The organism is Tatumella morbirosei, assembly GCF_000757425.2.
GTDB classification, from domain to species: domain Bacteria; phylum Pseudomonadota; class Gammaproteobacteria; order Enterobacterales; family Enterobacteriaceae; genus Tatumella; species Tatumella morbirosei.
In genome coordinates this window covers 639,485-659,450 of sequence record NZ_JPKR02000005.1, presented here as the reverse complement: position 1 = coordinate 659,450, position 19,966 = coordinate 639,485, and the positions used below count along the sequence as shown (strand labels likewise).

The window sequence follows — 19,966 nt, the reverse complement described above, 5'->3', positions numbered from 1 at the left end:
TAACGGGTGGGATCATATCCCGGCAGTGGATTCTACTTAAATTCCGGGTTTTGCGAAAGTGGCAGGATCCTAAGCTTTTAAAAGAAAGATCTTTATTTTATGTATGATCTTTCTGTTAGATCTCTTATTAGGATCGCCCGATCTTGTGGGTAAGTACCAATTCCCTATAGTTAACAGTAAGCTAATAAGGATCGAATGCTGTGAATGATCGGTGTGCCTGTCGCGAATAAGCTGAGATCAAAATAGTCACTTATGCACAGCTCAAAAAAGCGTCTCGGGTTATTCATTGGATAACTACCGGTTATACGCAATGTAACAGGCTAGTTATCCACAGAAATAATCATAAAAAAGATCTTAAAACAGGACTATTCACCACGGATCATGACAATTAAACGATCAACAGCCACTGAAAGATGATCTTAAATCAGGGTTTTCCAGTGTGATAACCATTCACTGGCCGGGTCTTCAGGGACGTCATGTAACAAAACATCTATCTCCAGACGATCGCCGATCCTTGTCGCCCCAAGAGACTGAAGTAACTGATCCAGAGTTCTGATCGCGCCGCAAAACAGATCATACTCGTGATTCCCCAGACCTATCGCTCCGTACCTTACCGCTGACAGATCCGGTTGCTGTTCTTTAAGTGCTTCCCAGAAGGGTAAAAGATTATCCGGGATTTCGCCGGCACCGTGCGTGGATGTCACCAGTAACCAAAGTCCTTTGGTGGGTACATCTTCGAGTGCAGGTCCGTGAAGGATTTCTCCGGAGATATCATCTTCTTCAAGTAGTGCTGCTAATTCTTCAGCAACGTACTCAGCACTGCCCAGGGTGCTGCCTGTGATAAACGTAATATCCGCCATCGGTCTTCCCTCTGTTAAAGGCCGCATTGTACGCTGTGATCAAGCAGTGATCCACCTGTGGACAACAAGGTTATTCATTTTTATTTTTTACAGAAAAGGCAGATAAAGCAGAGACCTGTGTGGGGATAAGGTTATCCACACAGATCCTGCTACTCAGGGTTTGATTGTCCGGCTGATGGGGTTTTGTAATGAGATAAGGGTTTCGGTGGACTGGATTTCATCAATGGTTTGAATTTTATTGATCAGAACCTGTTGCAGCGCATCTATTGAGCGGCACATCACTTTAATAAAAATACTGTAATGACCCGTGGTATACCAGGCCTCGACCACCTCATCCAGAGCTTTCAGTTTACTTAGCGCTGCCGGATAATCTCTGGCGCTCTTCAGAATAATGCCGATAAAGCAACATACGTCAAACCCCAGTTTCCGGGGGTCTACATCAATACGGGTACCAAGAATAATCCCGGCCTGACGCATTTTTTCGACCCGGACATGGATAGTCCCTGCGCTGACATTAAACTGCTTAGCCAGCTCCGCATAAGCGGTTCTGGCATTATTCAGTAACACATTCAGAATATCGCGATCGAGCTGATCGAGTTGCATCACATCCGCCATTTTTTTTCCTTAATCATCCAGCCACAGGATGCCGTATACAGCACTAACAGGAGTGACAGTAATGCGGATAAGTAGTGCTGGCAAGTGACGGATAGCGGATCAGCGTTTTATACGTCGCAGCAGGCGTGTTCTGAGGCGGGTATCGAACTTCCAGATATGGTCAAATATTTGCAATATGCCGGGTTTACCGTGCACTGACATTGATACCGCATGAAATCGTTGTTTACTCTGCTGCTGGTGGTGTGAGACCCGTTGTATCAGCTTTTCAGGCAGACGCTGAGCAATAAAGTCAGAAATGATGACGGCATCAGCCTCCAGCCAGGCCGGGAGTTCCATCTTATCCAGTACGGTACTCAGACACAGCGCCAGATCGGTTCCACCGCGAAAACGCTGGCTGAGAAAACGCGTAGCCTGTTCAAGTCCGTTGTCGGCGGTCAGTTCATAACTGATCACTTCATGGGCGAACAGCATAATAAAGCAGCCGCGTTTTTCTGCCAGGGCGATTTTTAGTAGTGCCAGGCAAAAAGCCTTGGCACAACGTTCATTAAACCCTCCCATCGAGCCGGAGGTATCTACGCAGACAATAAACGGGCCTTTAGGGTGTTGCTCTTTGTGCCGGTAAGTGACCGGTCGTTGCCGGATATCCTGACGGACCGATTCTCCCTGTAACTGATAGGTTAACAGGCGCTTTTCCACCAGCCGACGGTAAAATTCCAGTTCCAGTTCCGTCATACTCAGCGCCGCCAGTTCAGGCGGCAATAAGCGCAAAATATCATCGCTCTGGTGAATACCACTCACTTCTTCCGGCACGGCTTCGGTTTCCCTGATCTCAACGGTCTGCTCACCCGGTGGAGCTTTCTCCGTTGGAATGGCCTGTGCTTCTCTGCTACGACCTAACCGTTCTGCAAGTGTCTGTAATTCAGAGTGAGTACTCAGGAATTCGCTGTATTGAATAATTAAGTCCGTATCGCCTTTTTGCAGCGGTGCCTTACTCATGTCCCACAAATGTCCGGCGGCGGCTTCTTCATCTTCGGCCAGCAGAGGGGTGAGTTGGCCGGAGAGAGCCATGCGTTGTTGTAATTCGGCGATAAGCTTATCCCGCTGGGCTTCCAGTAGACCTTCATTTAATGTCACGGTTTGCAGCGTAAGATTCAGCCGCCAACGCTGGAAGAACAGGGTGTGCTGGGCGACGGTCAGTACATCTTTATCCGCCTGTTCAGCCAGTTTTTCTGCTTCTTCGGTAAAGGGGGAATTCAGATGTTCCAGTTGTGTCAGAGTCGCGGATAAATTCTGGCTAAATGCATACAAACTCAGAGACTTTTGCTGAGTAAATAAACGGAATTCCTGTGCCAGGCTGGCGGGGACCGGGGTGTTTTTTTGCTCTTCACTAATAGCGGCCCGAATACCGGGAAGATCGCGCAGCAGGGCCTTTTTTAATGCCGGACTTTTTTCAAGGAAAACCACTAATTGCGGGGCTGCCAGCAGTGCAGACAGAAAATCATTAATTGAATCGTAGTTGTTAAAAGTTAACAGGTTTAACAGGGTATCGATGGAGATCATTGGGTAGCCTGCTCAATCTGTTCAGCAACATCTTGCAGGCTGCGTTCAATCACTGCCAGCCACTCGTCATCAATAAACAAACAATGTTGTTGCTGGCGAAACTGCAGACGCTGAGCTTGCAACTGCTCTTTCAGTTCGTTCAGTCCGTGGGTAATTTCTTCCGGAATTTCCTGGCCGGTTTCGTGGGGGACGGTACTGAGTAATGACGACTGCAGGCTGATATCTCTGATATTCAGACAGTCCCGGTCATCAATATATAAATCCAGAGGTTGAGAAAACCCCATACCATTTAGTTGCCCTTTAATTTCTCCTCCCCTGACTAACCACTGGTTTAGATCCTCTCTGGCGATCACCAGGTGGTTGATTTTCTGATCGTGCAGGATGAGTGTTTTTTGCAGTACCAGCGTTAGCTGATCTCCTCCGGGCAAATCTGGCAGAATATGGTGAGGTTTACGGCTGAAGAGTGTGTTCTGTTTTTCCAGCTTCACGGCTCTTTCAAGGCTCATTTGTTGCTGAAGAGCCAGTTTTCGGGCCTGAAGCTGGTGGAGCCTGACCAACATAGCTTGTTGTTGCCAGCCATGTCCGGTGACAAGCTCTGTTATTTCCCGTTCCACCAGCTGCAGGGTGGCATTGTCGTGCCACAGGCAGTCTTTTAGTAAAATAAGATCGATCGGCGCTATCGACTGGCGGCCACTAAAATAAGCACTGGCCTGCAATAAATGGGTAGCTTTTTTCCAGCGGCGATCGGAAACATAAGGAGCATCAGCAAGGTTTTCCAACTGACGCCGTAGCTGAAAGATAAGGTCAAAGACATTATCAGGTAAATTAACCTTTACTATCTCTTTCTGCCACTGATGATATTCCTCTTTAGTAATCCGCAGTGTTTCTTCTGCGGAAGAAAAGGACTCTTCCCCGGACTGTACCAGCATGCTACGGAAATTATTTTTACTGCTGACGTTATCCAGCCGCAAACGAATCAGCATCCGGTCATACAAGGCTGCCAGACCACTGTCTGCATCCGGTAATTCATTAGAAGCGGCAATCAGCAGCCTCATCGGGATGGTAGTTTCATGATCACCGTTACGGAAGCGCCGTTCATTTATCGCGGTGAGCAAGGTGTTGAGAATTGCCGGGCCTGCTTTCCAGATCTCATCCAGAAACACTATTTCAGCTTCAGGCAGGTAACCGTGGGTCAGTCGCTGATAGCGACCTTCATCTTTCAAAGCCTGAATGGATAACGGACCAAACACCTCTTCGGGGGTGGAAAATCTGGTCATCAGGTATTCAAAAGCACTGGCATCCAGGAAAGCGTGTTTTAACCGGCGGGCAATCAGGCTCTTTGCAATCCCCGGAGGACCCATCAGAAATACACTTTCACCGGCTAATGCTGCCAACAGACACAATCGGATAGTATGGTGTCTTTCATACAGACCTTTTTCCAGCATATTGCTGAGGCGTGTAATTCTGTCAGCTAAAAGATGAGTCAGTGCCATAATAATTATGAAATCCTTGTAAGAGTCGCCGGATCTGCAGCCCGGCAGAGATTTTCCTGAATCAGTACAATGCCAGTCGTAAGGGGTTAGGGTAAACGTTCATAGTAAGATTCCTTGAACTGAGTATGGTTCACTGGCCTGCGCAGTATGGATTTTCGGTGCCATTTTATAATAACCGGATGGGTTTTCAGATGAATAAGTGCATACTGTGCCACTTTGGCAAGCAGTTAAGCACCTGTTTACGGGATAGGTTAAAAAACAAGATAAAATGATATGAGCTCAAATAACAAACAATCGACCGGCGCACTGACGCTAGCAGCTATCGGGGTGGTGTATGGTGATATAGGTACCAGCCCACTGTATACATTGCGTGAGTGCCTTTCAGGGCAATTTGGATTTGGCATTGAGCAGCAGTCAGTATTTGGCTTTCTGTCATTAATTTTTTGGTTATTGATTCTTGTCGTATCGTTAAAATATATCTGCTACGTGATGCGGGCTGATAACGCCGGTGAAGGGGGGATTTTGACCCTGATGTCTTTGGCGGGCAGAAATACCGGGGCCAGAGTGACAGCGATTCTGCTGATTATGGGGCTGGTCGGAGGGAGTTTCTTCTACGGTGAAGTGGTCATTACCCCCGCAATATCGGTGATGTCAGCGATTGAAGGGCTGGAAATTGCTGCTCCGTCGCTCGACAGTTACATTGTTCCGTTGTCAATTGCGGTATTAACCCTACTGTTTCTTATCCAGAAACATGGCACCGGGCTGGTGGGCAAGATGTTTGCCCCGGTGATGTTGTTGTGGTTTATCGTACTGGCGATTCTTGGAGCGAACAGTATTTTCCACAACCCTGTCGTATTGCGGGCGCTTAACCCCTGGTATGCCGTCGAGTTTTTCCTCCATTATAAAAGTGTTTCGTTCTTTGCATTGGGCGCGGTGGTGTTATCTATTACCGGAGTCGAGGCGCTCTACGCAGACATGGGACATTTCGGTAAACTCCCGATTCGGATTGCCTGGTTCGGAGCGGTGCTTCCTTCACTGGTGATAAACTATTTTGGCCAGGGGGCATTACTGCTAGCCCATCCTGAGGCTATCAAAAACCCTTTCTTCCTGCTGGCGCCTGACTGGGCGCTGATACCTATGTTATTGCTGGCTACCCTGGCCACCGTGATCGCTTCTCAGGCGGTGATTTCCGGGGTGTTCTCGCTGACCCGCCAGGCGGTACGCTTAGGCTATCTGCCACCGATGCGTATTATCCATACCTCGGAGATGGAATCGGGACAGATTTACGTGCCGGTCATTAACTGGTTACTGTATATCGCGGTACTGCTGGTGATCATCAGCTTCCGTCACTCAAGCAACCTTGCGGCAGCTTATGGTATTGCCGTGACCGGTACGATGATTCTGACCACCATACTTTCCTGTACCGTGGCGCGTAAAAACTGGCGCTGGAATATTTTTCCTGTTTTGCTGATTTTTATCGTCCTGATGTGTATCGATGTACCGTTGTTCAGTGCCAACCTGATCAAGATATTCTCCGGTGGCTGGTTACCACTGTGTCTGGCGCTGGTAATGTTTATCATTATGACGACCTGGAAAAGCGAACGATTCAGGGTGCTCCGTAGGATGCATGAACACGGTAACTCCCTGGAGGCGATGATAGCTTCTCTGGAGAAAAATCCGCCGGTCAGAGTGCCTGGCACCGCAGTCTTTATGTCCAGAGTGCTGAATGTTATTCCGTTTGCCATGCTGCATAACCTGAAGCATAACAAAGTGCTGCATGAGCGGGTGGTGTTACTGACCCTGCGTACCGAAGATGCGCCTTATGTTCATAATGTGCGGCGTGTCACCATAGAACAGTTATCCCCGACGTTCTGGCGGGTGGTCGCCAGCTATGGCTGGCGCGAAACACCGAACGTTGAGGAAATTTTCCACCGTTGTGGGTTAGAAGGCCTGAACTGTCGGATGATGGATACCTCATTCTTTATGTCGAGAGAGTCGCTGATTCTTGGGAAACGGCCATGGTATCTGCAACTGCGTGGTAAGTTGTTCCTGGCTTTACAACGTAATGCCCTGCGTGCTCCGGATCAGTTTGAAATCCCGCCTAACAGGGTGATTGAACTGGGGACTCAGGTAGAGTTTTAGCTATTGTGGAGCGGTCTTAAGCAGACCGCTCCCTGATTGACTGCAAACCCTATTCTTAACTCTGCGGTTCTCATCCTGCTGAACTACCTTAAGTCATCATTGTGTCAGCGCCGTGGTATTTATCTCACGGTTGTTCTGGCCGATTTTTCGTTTTCTCTGCGGTTTTACTGACGCGTCATTATCTGTTCCTGCCATTCTTCCCGTTATTGACGGTGCCTGCTCCGAGGAGAACTCTTCCCTCCGGGGTCGCTGCGAAATGTTTGGATAGCCATCACAGATTCATTATATCCCGATTGTTTTCCCTCGGTGGTTACCTAAACTCTATTCAGCGAAACGTTTCGCTGGGGAGTAAAAAATGAAAAAAGGCAGCTTACTGAATTCCGATATTTCGTCTGTGATTTCTCGTTTAGGGCATACCGACAGTCTGACCATCAGTGATGCGGGATTACCTGTCCCGCAGGGCCCCCGGCGAATCGATCTCGCTCTGACTGCCGGGATCCCCGGTTTTTTACAGGTGGTTAAAACAGTCACTGATGAGTTGCAGGTAGAGAGTGTCGTTCTCGCTGAAGAGATTTTGCAGCATAACCCACATCTGCACAGTGACCTGCTTGCCTTGCTTAAATCACTGCAACTGCAGCAGGGCAATACCATCGATATCAGTTATGTCAGTCATCAGCAGTTCAAAGAAAAAACACGGTGTAGTCAGGCGGTTGTTCGCAGTGGGGAGTGCTCACCCTATGCGAATATTATCCTTAATGCTGGCGTAACCTTCTGAGGGTGTTATGCAACCTTTACTGCAACTAAAGGGTATTGAGAAATCTTTCCCCGGAGTGAAAGCCCTGTCCGGGGCGGCAATTTCGGTCTATCCGGGCCGGGTGATGGCGCTGGTGGGTGAAAATGGTGCCGGCAAATCGACCATGATGAAAGTGCTGACGGGTATTTATTCCCGTGATGCCGGCAGCTTCGAGTGGCTGGGCAAAGAGACGACTTTTGACAGCCCTAAGGCCTCCCAGGAAGCCGGGATTGGGATTATTCACCAGGAACTTAACCTGATTCCCCAGTTGAGTGTGGCAGAAAATATTTTCCTGGGGCGGGAGTTTGTGAACCGCTTCGGTCGCATTCAGTGGAAACAGATGTACCAGCAGGCAGATGAATTAATGAAACGCCTGAATTTGCGCTTCAGCAGCCATAAGCGAGTGGAGGAGTTATCCATTGGTGATCAGCAGATGGTTGAGATTGCTAAAGTGCTGAGTTTTGAATCCAAAGTGATAATCATGGATGAACCTACTGATGCGCTGACGGATACCGAAACGGCGTCTTTATTCCGGGTCATTAATGAGCTGAAATCCCGGGGGTGCGGCATTGTTTACATCTCTCACCGGATGAAAGAAATTTTCGAAATCTGCGATGACGTGACTATTTTTCGTGATGGTCAGTTTATTGCCGAGCGGCCGGTCAACACGCTGAGTGAAGATTCACTGATTGAGATGATGGTCGGTCGCAAACTGGAAGAACAATATCCCAGGCTGGAAAAATCGCCAGGGGGGATCCTGATGGCGGTGGAAAATCTCAGTGGTTCCGGAGTAGAGAATGTCAGCTTTACCCTACGGAAAGGTGAAATTTTGGGAGTCTCCGGGCTGATGGGGGCAGGACGTACCGAATTGATGAAAGTGCTTTATGGTGCGCTACCACGCACTGCCGGCAAAGTGGCCCTGGAGGGCAAACCTGTGATGGCCCGTACTCCGGAAGAGGGGCTACAGAACGGTATTGTCTATATCTCGGAAGACCGCAAACGTGATGGACTGGTACTGGGGATGTCGGTCAAGGAGAACATGTCGCTGACGGCTCTTAAGTATTTCAGTCACATGGGGGGGCGTCTGAAACATGCCGAAGAACAACTGGCGGTGAGCGACTTTATTAAGCTGTTTAACATTAAAACCCCCTCGATGGAACAGACCGTGGGTCTGCTATCCGGGGGGAATCAGCAGAAAATTGCGATTGCCCGTGGCCTGATGACCCGGCCGAAAGTCCTGATCCTCGACGAACCTACCCGTGGAGTGGATGTCGGTGCAAAGAAAGAGATATATCAGTTGATCAATCAGTTTAAAGAAGACGGAATGAGCATCATTCTGGTGTCTTCTGAAATGCCAGAGGTCCTGGGGATGAGTGACCGGATACTGGTGATGCATGAAGGACGGCTGAGTGGTGACTTCACTATCGAACAAGCCTCGCAGGAGATTCTGATGGCGGCAGCAGTAGGTAAACAACACATCGCGGAGCTGGCATAATATGAGTACGCACACAATCCCTTCACGTCGCCTGCTCAGTAAGACCTGGCTACTTGAACAAAAATCACTGATAGCACTGCTGGTGCTGATTGCCATTGTTTCTGGCATGAGCCACAACTTTTTCACCCTGGCTAACCTGTTCAATATTCTGCAACAGACCTCGGTTAACGCCATTATGGCGGTGGGGATGACGCTGGTTATTCTGACCTCAGGTATTGATCTTTCCGTCGGTTCTCTTCTGGCATTGACTGGCGCGGTGGCGGCATCGCTGGTGGGCATGGAAGTTAATGCACTGCTGGCTATTGCCGCGTCATTGTTGCTGGGGGCATTTATCGGCGGGATTACCGGCGTCATAGTGGCTAAAGGCAAGGTTCAGGCTTTTATTGCCACGCTGGTCATGATGTTACTGCTACGGGGCGTCACGATGGTGTACACCAATGGCAGTCCGATCAGTACGGGGTTTAGTGATAATTCAGATCTGTTTGGTTGGTTTGGTATTGGTCGGCCGTTAGGCGTGCCAACCCCGGTCTGGCTGATGGCTATCATCTTCCTTGCAGCATGGTACATGCTGCATCACACACGGCTGGGGCGCTATATCTATGCGCTGGGTGGCAATGAAGCAGCAACCCGTCTCTCCGGGATTAGCGTTAACCGGATAAAAATCATTGTTTATGCGCTGTGTGGCATGCTGGCTGCGCTGGCCGGAACCATTGAAGTGGCGCGTCTTTCTTCGGCACAACCGACGGCGGGTACCGGCTATGAGCTGGATGCTATCGCGGCCGTTGTGCTCGGCGGTACCAGTCTGTCCGGAGGTAAAGGAAGGATAGTGGGTACTCTGATTGGTGCGCTGATCCTTGGTTTTCTCAACAACGGGCTGAATCTGATTGGTGTTTCTTCTTACTACCAAATGATCGTCAAAGCTGTAGTGATTTTACTGGCGGTGCTGGTAGACAACAAAAGCAGTAAATGATCGATTACCCTACAGGATTAATAATATGAAAAAACTCACTGCACTGGCCTTACTGTTAGGCGCAACATTAAGTACTCAGGCGCTGGCAAAAGATACTATCGCACTAGTGATTTCCACACTGGATAACCCTTTCTTCGTCTCTCTTAAAGACGGTGCGCAGAAAGAAGCCGACAAGCTGGGTTATAACCTGGTGGTGCTGGATTCGCAGAATAATCCGGCGAAAGAACTGGCGAACGTACAGGATTTGATGGTCCGTGGGACCAAAGCCATTTTGATTAACCCGACTGATTCTGATGCAGTGGGTAATTCGGTAAAAATTGCTAATCAGGCGCATATCCCGGTGATCACGCTTGACCGTGCAGCCAGTCAGGGTAAGGTTGTCAGCCATATTGCTTCTGATAACGTGGCGGGCGGTAAAATGGCGGGTGACTTCATTGCTAAGCAACTGGGTGACGGTGCAAAAGTGATTGAACTGGAGGGGATTGCCGGAACATCGGTCGCCCGTGAACGTGGTGAAGGTTTCAAACAGGCGTCTGATGCCCATAAATTCGATATTATCGCCAGTCAGCCTGCCGATTTCGACAGAACTAAAGGTCTGAATGTCATGCAAAACCTGCTGACTGCACATCCGGATGTTCAGGCAGTATTTGCCCAGAATGATGAAATGGCGCTGGGTGCGATGCGGGCGCTGCAAACTGCCGGTAAGTCCGGAGTGCTGGTGGTAGGCTTTGACGGAACACCTGATGGTGTGAAAGCCGTTCAAAGTGGCAAACTGGCAGCCACAGTGGCTCAGTTGCCGGAGAAAATTGGTGAAATTGGTGTAGATACGGCGGATAAAGTGCTGAAAGGCCAACAGGTTGAGGCCCGGATTCCGGTGGACCTGAAGCTTATCACCAAATAAATCAGATCAAGTTTGATACGCGCCACCTTCGGGTGGCGCATTTATCTGGACGAATTTCTCTATGAAAAATACCGGTAAACTCGTTGTTCTTGGCAGTATTAATGTGGATCACATTGTGAGTCTGGTGCAGTTCCCGCGTCCGGGTGAGACGGTGACTGGTAAGCAATATCAGGTTGCTTTCGGTGGCAAAGGGGCGAATCAGGCTGTAGCGGCCGGCCGCAGTGGGGCAGATATTGCGTTTATTGCCTGCGTGGGCCAGGACGATATGGGAGAACGGATTCGTCAACAACTGGCAGACGATCGTATTGATGTGACGCCTCTGGTCACCGTAGAAGGAGAGTCCACCGGGGTTGCGTTGATTTTCGTGAATGGTGAAGGCGAAAACTCTATTGGAATTTATTCCGGAGCGAATGCTGCGTTGACCACTGATCTTGTTGATCAGCAGCATCAAGTGATTGCAGATGCGGATGCGTTGCTGATGCAACTGGAGTCTCCGTTAGACAGCGTGCTGGCTGCTGCACATATTGCCCGCCAGAATCAGACTCAGGTCATACTTAATCCGGCACCCGCTACAGAACTTTCAGATGAGCTATTGTCGCTGGTAGATATCATTACGCCAAATGAAACCGAAGCTCAGACTCTGACCGGAGTGACCGTAAAAACCGATGATGATGCCGCGAGAGCCGCACAGGTGCTGCATGATAAGGGTATCGGTTCTGTATTAATCACTCTTGGCCAGCGCGGGGTATGGCTGAGTGAACAGGGCAAAGGACAGCGTATTCCGGGATTCCGGGTGGAGGCGATAGATACTATTGCCGCCGGAGATACATTTAATGGCGCTTTGATCACGGCACTGCTGGAGAATAAAACGATGGAACAATCGGTACGCTTTGCGCATGCTGCGGCTGCCATCGCCGTCACTCGCCATGGAGCACAGCCTTCCGTCCCCTGGCGGGATGAGATTGACCACTTTTTACAGGCTCAGGGCTAAAGATGGCTACTATGAAAGATGTGGCCCGACTGGCGGGGGTATCCACATCCACTGTTTCTCATGTCATTAATAATAACCGGTTCGTCAGTGACACGATTCGGGAGAAAGTAACCTCCGCTGTCAGCCAACTGAATTATGCCCCCTCAGCATTGGCGCGTAGCCTGAAAATGAATCAGACCCGAACGATTGGCATGTTGTTAACTGCCAGTAGTAACCCGTTTTACGCCGAAGTGGTGCGGGGAGTTGAACGGAGTTGCTATGAACGGGGATACAGCCTGATTCTGTGTAATACAGAAGGGGATAAGGACTGTATGGACCGAAGCCTCGAAACATTACTGCAAAAGCGCGTCGATGGATTACTTATTATGTGTACCGAAAGACGCCGGCCATCTGCTGAGATCCTTGGGCGTTACCCTTCAATACCTTCTGTCATGATGGACTGGGCACCATTCGAAAGCAGCAGTGATATTATTCAGGATAACTCATTGCTCGGGGGAGAAATGGCCACCCGACACCTGATCTCCCGGGGTTATACACGGATTGCCTGTATCGCCGGGCCCCAGGATAAGACTTCTGCAGGTTTGCGTCTTGAAGGCTACAAGCGCGCGATGGCTATAGCAAAGCTGCCGGTGCCGCCCGGTTATATCGTCGATAGTGATTTTGAATTTGAGGGCGGATTTAACGCGATGCAGCAGTTGCTGGTGCTTGACCCACGTCCTCAGGCTGTTTTTACCAGCAATGATGCGATGGCCGTGGGGGTTTACCAGGCCCTCTTCCAGGCCGGATTAACTATTCCTCGGGATATGGCGGTGATGGGATATGATGATATTGAGCTGGCCCGCTATATGACGCCTCCGCTGAGTACGATACGTCAGCCTAAAGATGAACTGGGTGAACTGGCCATCGATACTCTCCTTCACCGAATGGAGACTCCTGATGCCAGCCAGCAATTGCTGGTACTGACACCAGAGTTAATGCTACGTGCCTCGGTGGGGGACGTTTAGCCTTTCTTCTTAGCGCGGTCGTTAATCAAATTTTTTCCATCTTCCGGTTTCAGCAGCAGGAACATAAACGCTGATAAAAGGGTGATGACCCCCATGGTCATAAAGGTCGAATGGAAATGATTCAGAGTCGTACCGGAAAAACTCTGCCAGAAACTTAATACAGCTGCACTAACCGCTACACCAAAACTGATGGATAACTGTTGTGTCACCGCCAGTACACTATTACCGGCACTGGCATTCTCATCGGTTAAATCTGCCAGGGTTATAGTGTTCATGGAGGTAAACTGCGTTGACATAAACATCCCCATGACAAACAGTGGGATCAGCAGCATCCATAACGGATGGGCCGGAGACTGCAATGAGAAACTTGCAACGAACAATCCGATAATAATGGTCACGGTCACCAGTGTTTTACGATATCCCAGTAAACGTAGTACCCTTGTGACCAGCGATTTCGCCAGTATCGATCCTATTGCGGTAGGAACCATAATACAGCCAGCCAGTATTGCCGGATAACCAAAGCCTATCTGTAACATCAGTGGCATCAGGAATGGAATACATCCGGTACCCAACCGTGAAGCTATATTTCCGATAATACCAATTGAGAATGTCCGGGTCTTAAACATCGGCAGGCCGATGAGCGGAGCAGGATGGCGTTTGGCATGCCAGATGTAAGTCAGTAACAGCAGAATCCCCACCATTAATATAGCCGTAGCCAGTAATTCCGGGACCAGCCGCTCACCAAATAATTCAATACCGATAGAGATAGCCACTAACCCAAGCCCAAACAGTAAAAAACCCAGGATATCAAACCGCCGTTTTGGGGTGGTAAAGTCGGGCATATATTTACGGGCAAAGAATATCCCGGCCAGAGCGATGGGTATGTTAATCAGAAAGATCCAGTGCCATGTTGCATAGGTGACCAGCACACCTCCCAGCACAGGTCCTAACACCGGGCCGACCAGACCAGGCATAGTGACAAAATTGAGAATAGGCAGCAGTTCGCTTCGCGGATAAGCTCTTAATAAAGCTAGACGAGCCACCGGCATCATCATCGCTCCACCAATTCCCTGAATTACCCGTGAAATAACCAACACAGAGAGTGAACCGGATAAAGCACAAATCAGTGATCCCAGTGCAAACAGGCTAACCGCAGCAATAAAGACTTTACGGGTACCGAAGCGGTCGGCAAGCCAGCCGCTTACAGGAATCAGCATGGCGACGGTCAGCGTGTAACTGATGACCGCAGATTGCATAGCTAAAGGAGGACGGTCAAGGCTGCGTGCTATCGCGGGTAATGCGGTGTTGAGAATTGTCGCATCCAGTGATTGCATGAAAAAGGCCATGGCGGCTATCCAGGGCAGACCGGCCATACTACGTGCAGAACGAACCATTAAATTTCCTTTTGGCTGTGAGGGCTCTTTCCGGAGAGACCCCTTAGGCAAAGTTCTGTCATTATACTAATGCGTTTCCACTAATAATAATGAGCTTGCAGAAAAAAACGCAGATATTCGTGTCTTTCCTGAACGAATCGACCGTTTTTTCCTCCTTGTGGGTAAAAAAACGTCATTCAGAAATTATTTTAAAATAAACCCTTGCGGGAAAAATTAATCTCCCTATAATGCGCTCCCACTGACACGGCAAAGCGCGATGCGCCAAGGTGTGACAGGGACTGAAGCGATTCGGTCCGGAGAAAAAATCACGAAATAGTGGTTGACTCCTGAGGTGAAAAGCGTAATATACGCCACCTCGCAGCGACAACCTAAGCGGTTGAGTTGCAACGCTCTTTAACAATTTATCAGACAATCTGTGTGGGCACTCGCAGGATTGATATCAAACGTCTCCGGACGTAAAAAATATCAAGTCTTAAGAGTGAACACATAATGAAATTCATTATGAGTGTTTTACACTTGAGCATCGCTTAACTCGTTTAAGCAAATCAAACTTTAAATTGAAGAGTTTGATCATGGCTCAGATTGAACGCTGGCGGCAGGCCTAACACATGCAAGTCGAACGGCAGCACAGAGAGCTTGCTCTCGGGTGGCGAGTGGCGGACGGGTGAGTAATGTCTGGGAAACTGCCTGATGGAGGGGGATAACTACTGGAAACGGTAGCTAATACCGCATAATGTCGCAAGACCAAAGTGGGGGACCTTCGGGCCTCACACCATCGGATGTGCCCAGATGGGATTAGCTAGCAGGTAGGGTAACGGCCTACCTGGGCGACGATCCCTAGCTGGTCTGAGAGGATGACCAGCCACACTGGAACTGAGACACGGTCCAGACTCCTACGGGAGGCAGCAGTGGGGAATATTGCACAATGGGCGCAAGCCTGATGCAGCCATGCCGCGTGTATGAAGAAGGCCTTCGGGTTGTAAAGTACTTTCAGCGAGGAGGAAGGCATTGCGGTTAATAACCGCAGTGATTGACGTTACTCGCAGAAGAAGCACCGGCTAACTCCGTGCCAGCAGCCGCGGTAATACGGAGGGTGCAAGCGTTAATCGGAATTACTGGGCGTAAAGCGCACGCAGGCGGTCTGTCAAGTCGGATGTGAAATCCCCGGGCTCAACCCGGGAACTGCATTCGAAACTGGCAGACTAGAGTCTTGTAGAGGGGGGTAGAATTCCAGGTGTAGCGGTGAAATGCGTAGAGATCTGGAGGAATACCGGTGGCGAAGGCGGCCCCCTGGACAAAGACTGACGCTCAGGTGCGAAAGCGTGGGGAGCAAACAGGATTAGATACCCTGGTAGTCCACGCCGTAAACGATGTCGACTTGGAGGTTGTGCCCTTGAGGCGTGGCTTCCGGAGCTAACGCGTTAAGTCGACCGCCTGGGGAGTACGGCCGCAAGGTTAAAACTCAAATGAATTGACGGGGGCCCGCACAAGCGGTGGAGCATGTGGTTTAATTCGATGCAACGCGAAGAACCTTACCTACTCTTGACATCCAGAGAACTTGGCAGAGATGCCCTGGTGCCTTCGGGAACTCTGAGACAGGTGCTGCATGGCTGTCGTCAGCTCGTGTTGTGAAATGTTGGGTTAAGTCCCGCAACGAGCGCAACCCCTATCCTTTGTTGCCAGCGATTCGGTCGGGAACTCAAAGGAGACTGCCGGTGATAAACCGGAGGAAGGTGGGGATGACGTCAAGTCATCATGGCCCTTACGAGTAGGGCTACACACGTGCTACAATGGCGCATACAAAGAGAAGCGACCTCGCGAGAGCAAGCGGACCTCATAAAGTGCGTCGTAGTCCGGATCGGAGTCTGCAACTCGACTCCGTGAAGTCGGAATCGCTAGTAATCGTAGATCAGAATGCTACGGTGAATACGTTCCCGGGCCTTGTACACACCGCCCGTCACACCATGGGAGTGGGTTGCAAAAGAAGTAGATAGCTTAACCTTCGGGAGGGCGTTTACCACTTTGTGATTCATGACTGGGGTGAAGTCGTAACAAGGTAACCGTAGGGGAACCTGCGGTTGGATCACCTCCTTACCTGAAGATACACTCCGGCGAAGTGTCCACAACAGATTGTCTGATAGAAAATAAAGAGAGCAGTAATCTTCTGCAGGCTTGTAGCTCAGGTGGTTAGAGCGCACCCCTGATAAGGGTGAGGTCGGTGGTTCAAGTCCACTCAGGCCTACCAATTCTTTCTCATACGGCGTTACGACTCCGGCTCGCATAGTACACTATGCGTCGCGAAGCCATGCCTTGTCTGAAAAAGAATTCAAGGTACTAAGGTAATCAGAAGTTTACCCATCGATGGGGCTATAGCTCAGCTGGGAGAGCGCCTGCCTTGCACGCAGGAGGTCAGCGGTTCGATCCCGCTTAGCTCCACCATCATTCAGTATGCTCACTGAATATTTATCTTAAAGATGACTTACGAGTCATGTTTAAGATATTGCTCTTTAACAATCCGGAACAAGCTGAAAATTTGAAAACAATGAATGACGAAAGTTGTTCAGAGTCTCTCAAAAACTTTTACGATTCATAGTCGTTGCAAGACGTCTGTGGGTTGTGAGGTTAAGCGAATAAGCGTACACGGTGGATGCCCTGGCAGTCAGAGGCGATGAAGGACGTGCTAATCTGCGAAAAGCGCCGGTAAGGTGATATGAACCGATACAGCCGGCGATGTCCGAATGGGGAAACCCGGTGCACTCAGTGCATCATCGCAACATGAATACATAGTGTTGCGAGGCGAACCGGGGGAACTGAAACATCTAAGTACCCCGAGGAAAAGAAATCAACCGAGATTCCCCCAGTAGCGGCGAGCGAACGGGGAGCAGCCCTGAACCATCATCAGTGTGTGTGTTAGTGGAAGCGTCCGGAATGGCGCACGATACAGGGTGAAAGTCCCGTACATGAAAATGCACATACTGTGAGTTCGAAGAGTAGGGCGGGACACGTGGTATCCTGTCTGAATATGGGGGGACCATCCTCCAAGGCTAAATACTCCTGACTGACCGATAGTGAACCAGTACCGTGAGGGAAAGGCGAAAAGAACCCCGGCGAGGGGAGTGAAAAGAACCTGAAACCGTGTACGTACAAGCAGTGGGAGCACCCTTTGGGGTGTGACTGCGTACCTTTTGTATAATGGGTCAGCGACTTATATTCTGTAGCAAGGTTAACCGTATAGGGGAGCCGCAGGGAAACCGAGTCTTAACTGGGCGTTAAGTTGCAGGGTATAGACCCGAAACCCGGTGATCTAGCCATGGGCAGGTTGAAGGTTGGGTAACACTAACTGGAGGACCGAACCGACTAATGTTGAAAAATTAGCGGATGACCTGTGGCTGGGGGTGAAAGGCCAATCAAACCGGGAGATAGCTGGTTCTCCCCGAAAGCTATTTAGGTAGCGCCTCGTGAACTCATCTCCGGGGGTAGAGCACTGTTTCGGCTAGGGGGCCATCCCGGCTTACCAACCCGATGCAAACTGCGAATACCGGAGAATGTTATCACGGGAGACACACGGCGGGTGCTAACGTCCGTCGTGAAGAGGGAAACAACCCAGACCGCCAGCTAAGGTCCCAAAGTCATGGTTAAGTGGGAAACGATGTGGGAAGGCTCAGACAGCCAGGATGTTGGCTTAGAAGCAGCCATCATTTAAAGAAAGCGTAATAGCTCACTGGTCGAGTCGGCCTGCGCGGAAGATGTAACGGGGCTAAACCATGCACCGAAGCTGCGGCAGCGACACTATGTGTTGTTGGGTAGGGGAGCGTTCTGTAAGCCATTGAAGGTGGACTGTGAGGTCTGCTGGAGGTATCAGAAGTGCGAATGCTGACATAAGTAACGATAAAGCGGGTGAAAAGCCCGCTCGCCGGAAGACCAAGGGTTCCTGTCCAACGTTAATCGGGGCAGGGTGAGTCGACCCCTAAGGCGAGGCTGAAAAGCGTAGTCGATGGGAAACAGGTTAATATTCCTGTACTTGGTGTTACTGCGAAGGGGGGACGGAGAAGGCTATGTCATCCGGGCGACGGTTGTCCCGGTTTAAGCGTGTAGGCTGAGATTCCAGGCAAATCCGGAATCTCTTAAGGCTGAGGCGTGATGACGAGGTGCTACGGCACTGAAGTGACAAATGCCCTGCTTCCGGGAAAAGCCTCTAAGCTCCAGGTAACACGAAATCGTACCCCAAACCGACACAGGTGGTCAGGTAGAGAATACCAAGGCGCTTGAGAGAACTCGGGTGAAGGAACTAGGCAAAATGGTGCCGTAACTTCGGGAGAAGGCACGCTGGCGCGTAGGTGAAGGGACTTGCTCCCGGAGCTGAAGCCAGTCGAAGATACCAGCTGGCTGCAACTGTTTATTAAAAACACAGCACTGTGCAAACACGAAAGTGGACGTATACGGTGTGACGCCTGCCCGGTGCCGGAAGGTTAATTGATGGGGTTATCGCTCTGCGAGAAGCTCCTGATCGAAGCCCCGGTAAACGGCGGCCGTAACTATAACGGTCCTAAGGTAGCGAAATTCCTTGTCGGGTAAGTTCCGACCTGCACGAATGGCGTAATGATGGCCAGGCTGTCTCCACCCGAGACTCAGTGAAATTGAAATCGCTGTGAAGATGCAGTGTACCCGCGGCAAGACGGAAAGACCCCGTGAACCTTTACTATAGCTTGACACTGAATATTGAGCCTTGATGTGCAGGATAGGTGGGAGGCACTGAAGTACGGACGCCAGTTCGTACGGAGCCATCCTTGAAATACCACCCTTTAATGTTTGATATTCTAACGTGGACCCGTTATCCGGGTTGCGGACAGTGTCTGGTGGGTAGTTTGACTGGGGCGGTCTCCTCCCAAAGAGTAACGGAGGAGCACGAAGGTTAGCTAATCACGGTCGGACATCGTGAGGTTAGTGCAAAGGCATAAGCTAGCTTGACTGCGAGAGTGACGGTTCGAGCAGGTGCGAAAGCAGGTCTTAGTGATCCGGTGGTTCTGAATGGAAGGGCCATCGCTCAACGGATAAAAGGTACTCCGGGGATAACAGGCTGATACCGCCCAAGAGTTCATATCGACGGCGGTGTTTGGCACCTCGATGTCGGCTCATCACATCCTGGGGCTGAAGTAGGTCCCAAGGGTACGGCTGTTCGCCGTTTAAAGTGGTACGCGAGCTGGGTTTAGAACGTCGTGAGACAGTTCGGTCCCTATCTGCCGTGGGCGCTGGAGAATTGAGGGGGGTTGCTCCTAGTACGAGAGGACCGGAGTGAACGCACCACTGGTGTTCGGGTTGTCATGCCAATGGCATTGCCCGGTAGCTAAGTGCGGAAAAGATAAGTGCTGAAAGCATCTAAGCACGAAACTTGCCCCGAGATGAGTTCTCCCTGACCCTTTAAGGGTCCTGAAGGGACGTTGAAGACGACGACGTTGATAGGCCGGATGTGTAAGTGCAGCGATGCATTGAGCTAACCGGTACTAATGACCCGTGAGGCTTAACCTTACAACGCCAGAGGCGTTTTGCGAGAGACGCAAAGATTTTCAGCGAGTTCCTGATAGTTAAATTAAGAATTTAGCAGTGTTCTGCGGACATGAGTATTTTCCGTAAGAGCAGAGCGGTTTTAAGAATTAGCGGGAATGAAATATTTTGTGCAGAGACAAGGCACTGACTGAGACGGTCTGAAGGAGCATACACAGAGTATGTGACTGAGGAACGCGAGGGAAG

General features: G+C 50.1%; 12 protein-coding genes, 2 tRNA genes and 2 rRNA genes. 11 read left to right on the top strand and 5 right to left on the bottom strand.

The annotated features are described in order from the left end of the window. Positions 1–419: 419 nt before the first annotated feature. From mioC to ravA, 4 genes are all read right to left on the bottom strand, one after another. Entirely contained in the window at positions 420–860 is a 441-nt protein-coding gene (gene mioC, locus HA49_RS18575) for an FMN-binding protein MioC (RefSeq protein WP_038016176.1), read from the bottom strand. Between the two features lie 153 nt (positions 861–1,013). Further along, positions 1,014–1,475, bottom strand: a complete 462-nt coding sequence (gene asnC / locus HA49_RS18570) for a transcriptional regulator AsnC (protein WP_038016174.1) — start codon at positions 1,473–1,475, stop codon at positions 1,014–1,016. Between the two features lie 99 nt (positions 1,476–1,574). After that, positions 1,575–3,035, bottom strand: coding sequence for an ATPase RavA stimulator ViaA (gene viaA, locus HA49_RS18565; RefSeq protein WP_038016172.1), 1,461 nt, complete (start codon positions 3,033–3,035; stop codon positions 1,575–1,577). Beyond that, positions 3,032–4,528 carry an ATPase RavA gene (gene ravA, locus HA49_RS18560; RefSeq protein ID WP_038016170.1) on the bottom strand — a complete coding sequence of 499 codons (1,497 nt, stop codon included), beginning with the start codon at positions 4,526–4,528 and terminating at the stop codon, positions 3,032–3,034. Before ravA ends, viaA begins: the two co-directional genes overlap by 4 nt. Positions 4,529–4,801: 273 nt before the next feature. Between ravA and kup the strand changes: the two genes are divergently transcribed. From kup to rbsR, 7 genes are all read left to right on the top strand, one after another. Next, complete coding sequence (kup, locus tag HA49_RS18555) at positions 4,802–6,670, top strand: low affinity potassium transporter Kup (RefSeq protein WP_038016169.1); 1,869 nt, start codon at positions 4,802–4,804, stop codon at positions 6,668–6,670. 355 nt (positions 6,671–7,025) lie between these two features. After that, entirely contained in the window at positions 7,026–7,445 is a 420-nt protein-coding gene (gene rbsD / locus HA49_RS18550; protein ID WP_038016168.1) for a D-ribose pyranase, read from the top strand. A gap of 7 nt (positions 7,446–7,452) precedes the next feature. After that, complete coding sequence (gene rbsA, locus HA49_RS18545) at positions 7,453–8,958, top strand: ribose ABC transporter ATP-binding protein RbsA (RefSeq protein WP_038016167.1); 1,506 nt, start codon at positions 7,453–7,455, stop codon at positions 8,956–8,958. Between the two features lies 1 nt (position 8,959). Then, a complete protein-coding gene (gene rbsC / locus HA49_RS18540; protein ID WP_038016165.1) occupies positions 8,960–9,928 on the top strand; it encodes a ribose ABC transporter permease in 969 nt (322 codons plus the stop codon). Positions 9,929–9,953: 25 nt separating this feature from the next. Next, a complete protein-coding gene (rbsB, locus tag HA49_RS18535) occupies positions 9,954–10,829 on the top strand; it encodes a ribose ABC transporter substrate-binding protein RbsB (RefSeq protein WP_038016164.1) in 876 nt (291 codons plus the stop codon). 61 nt (positions 10,830–10,890) lie between these two features. Then, positions 10,891–11,820, top strand: a complete 930-nt coding sequence (gene rbsK, locus HA49_RS18530) for a ribokinase (RefSeq protein ID WP_038016161.1) — start codon at positions 10,891–10,893, stop codon at positions 11,818–11,820. 2 nt (positions 11,821–11,822) lie between these two features. After that, the gene (gene rbsR, locus HA49_RS18525) at positions 11,823–12,824 is read left to right on the top strand and encodes a ribose operon transcriptional repressor RbsR (protein ID WP_211259083.1); all 1,002 of its coding nucleotides are present in this window, start codon (positions 11,823–11,825) and stop codon (positions 12,822–12,824) included. Here rbsR and mdtD read toward each other — a convergent pair. Then, complete coding sequence (mdtD, locus tag HA49_RS18520) at positions 12,821–14,218, bottom strand: multidrug transporter subunit MdtD (RefSeq protein ID WP_038016159.1); 1,398 nt, start codon at positions 14,216–14,218, stop codon at positions 12,821–12,823. The two genes, rbsR and mdtD, sit on opposite strands and share 4 nt — an antisense overlap. 554 nt (positions 14,219–14,772) lie before the next feature. Here mdtD and HA49_RS18515 point away from each other — a divergent pair. The 4 genes from HA49_RS18515 (at position 14,773) to HA49_RS18500 (ending at position 19,744) form a co-directional block, all read left to right on the top strand. Then, positions 14,773–16,312, top strand: a 16S ribosomal RNA gene (locus tag HA49_RS18515). A 74-nt stretch (positions 16,313–16,386) separates the two neighbouring features. Beyond that, positions 16,387–16,463: transfer RNA gene (locus tag HA49_RS18510), tRNA-Ile, on the top strand. Between the two features lie 118 nt (positions 16,464–16,581). After that, positions 16,582–16,657, top strand: a tRNA-Ala gene (locus HA49_RS18505). A 181-nt stretch (positions 16,658–16,838) separates the two neighbouring features. Then, a 23S ribosomal RNA gene (locus HA49_RS18500) occupies positions 16,839–19,744 on the top strand. The 16S and 23S rRNA genes sit together here with 2 tRNA genes alongside, the layout of an rRNA operon. The last annotated feature ends 222 nt before the right edge of the window (positions 19,745–19,966 follow it).

Coding starts and splice junctions, on each gene's coding strand:
- viaA (WP_038016172.1), bottom strand. CDS start 3,035: ATGATCTCCATCGATACCCTGTTAAACCTGTTAACTTTTAACAACTAC.
- rbsR (WP_211259083.1), top strand. CDS start 11,823: ATGGCTACTATGAAAGATGTGGCCCGACTGGCGGGGGTATCCACATCC.
- ravA (WP_038016170.1), bottom strand. CDS start 4,528: ATGGCACTGACTCATCTTTTAGCTGACAGAATTACACGCCTCAGCAAT.
- mdtD (WP_038016159.1), bottom strand. CDS start 14,218: ATGGTTCGTTCTGCACGTAGTATGGCCGGTCTGCCCTGGATAGCCGCC.
- kup (WP_038016169.1), top strand. CDS start 4,802: ATGAGCTCAAATAACAAACAATCGACCGGCGCACTGACGCTAGCAGCT.
- rbsC (WP_038016165.1), top strand. CDS start 8,960: ATGAGTACGCACACAATCCCTTCACGTCGCCTGCTCAGTAAGACCTGG.
- mioC (WP_038016176.1), bottom strand. CDS start 860: ATGGCGGATATTACGTTTATCACAGGCAGCACCCTGGGCAGTGCTGAG.
- asnC (WP_038016174.1), bottom strand. CDS start 1,475: ATGGCGGATGTGATGCAACTCGATCAGCTCGATCGCGATATTCTGAAT.
- rbsK (WP_038016161.1), top strand. CDS start 10,891: ATGAAAAATACCGGTAAACTCGTTGTTCTTGGCAGTATTAATGTGGAT.
- rbsD (WP_038016168.1), top strand. CDS start 7,026: ATGAAAAAAGGCAGCTTACTGAATTCCGATATTTCGTCTGTGATTTCT.
- rbsA (WP_038016167.1), top strand. CDS start 7,453: ATGCAACCTTTACTGCAACTAAAGGGTATTGAGAAATCTTTCCCCGGA.
- rbsB (WP_038016164.1), top strand. CDS start 9,954: ATGAAAAAACTCACTGCACTGGCCTTACTGTTAGGCGCAACATTAAGT.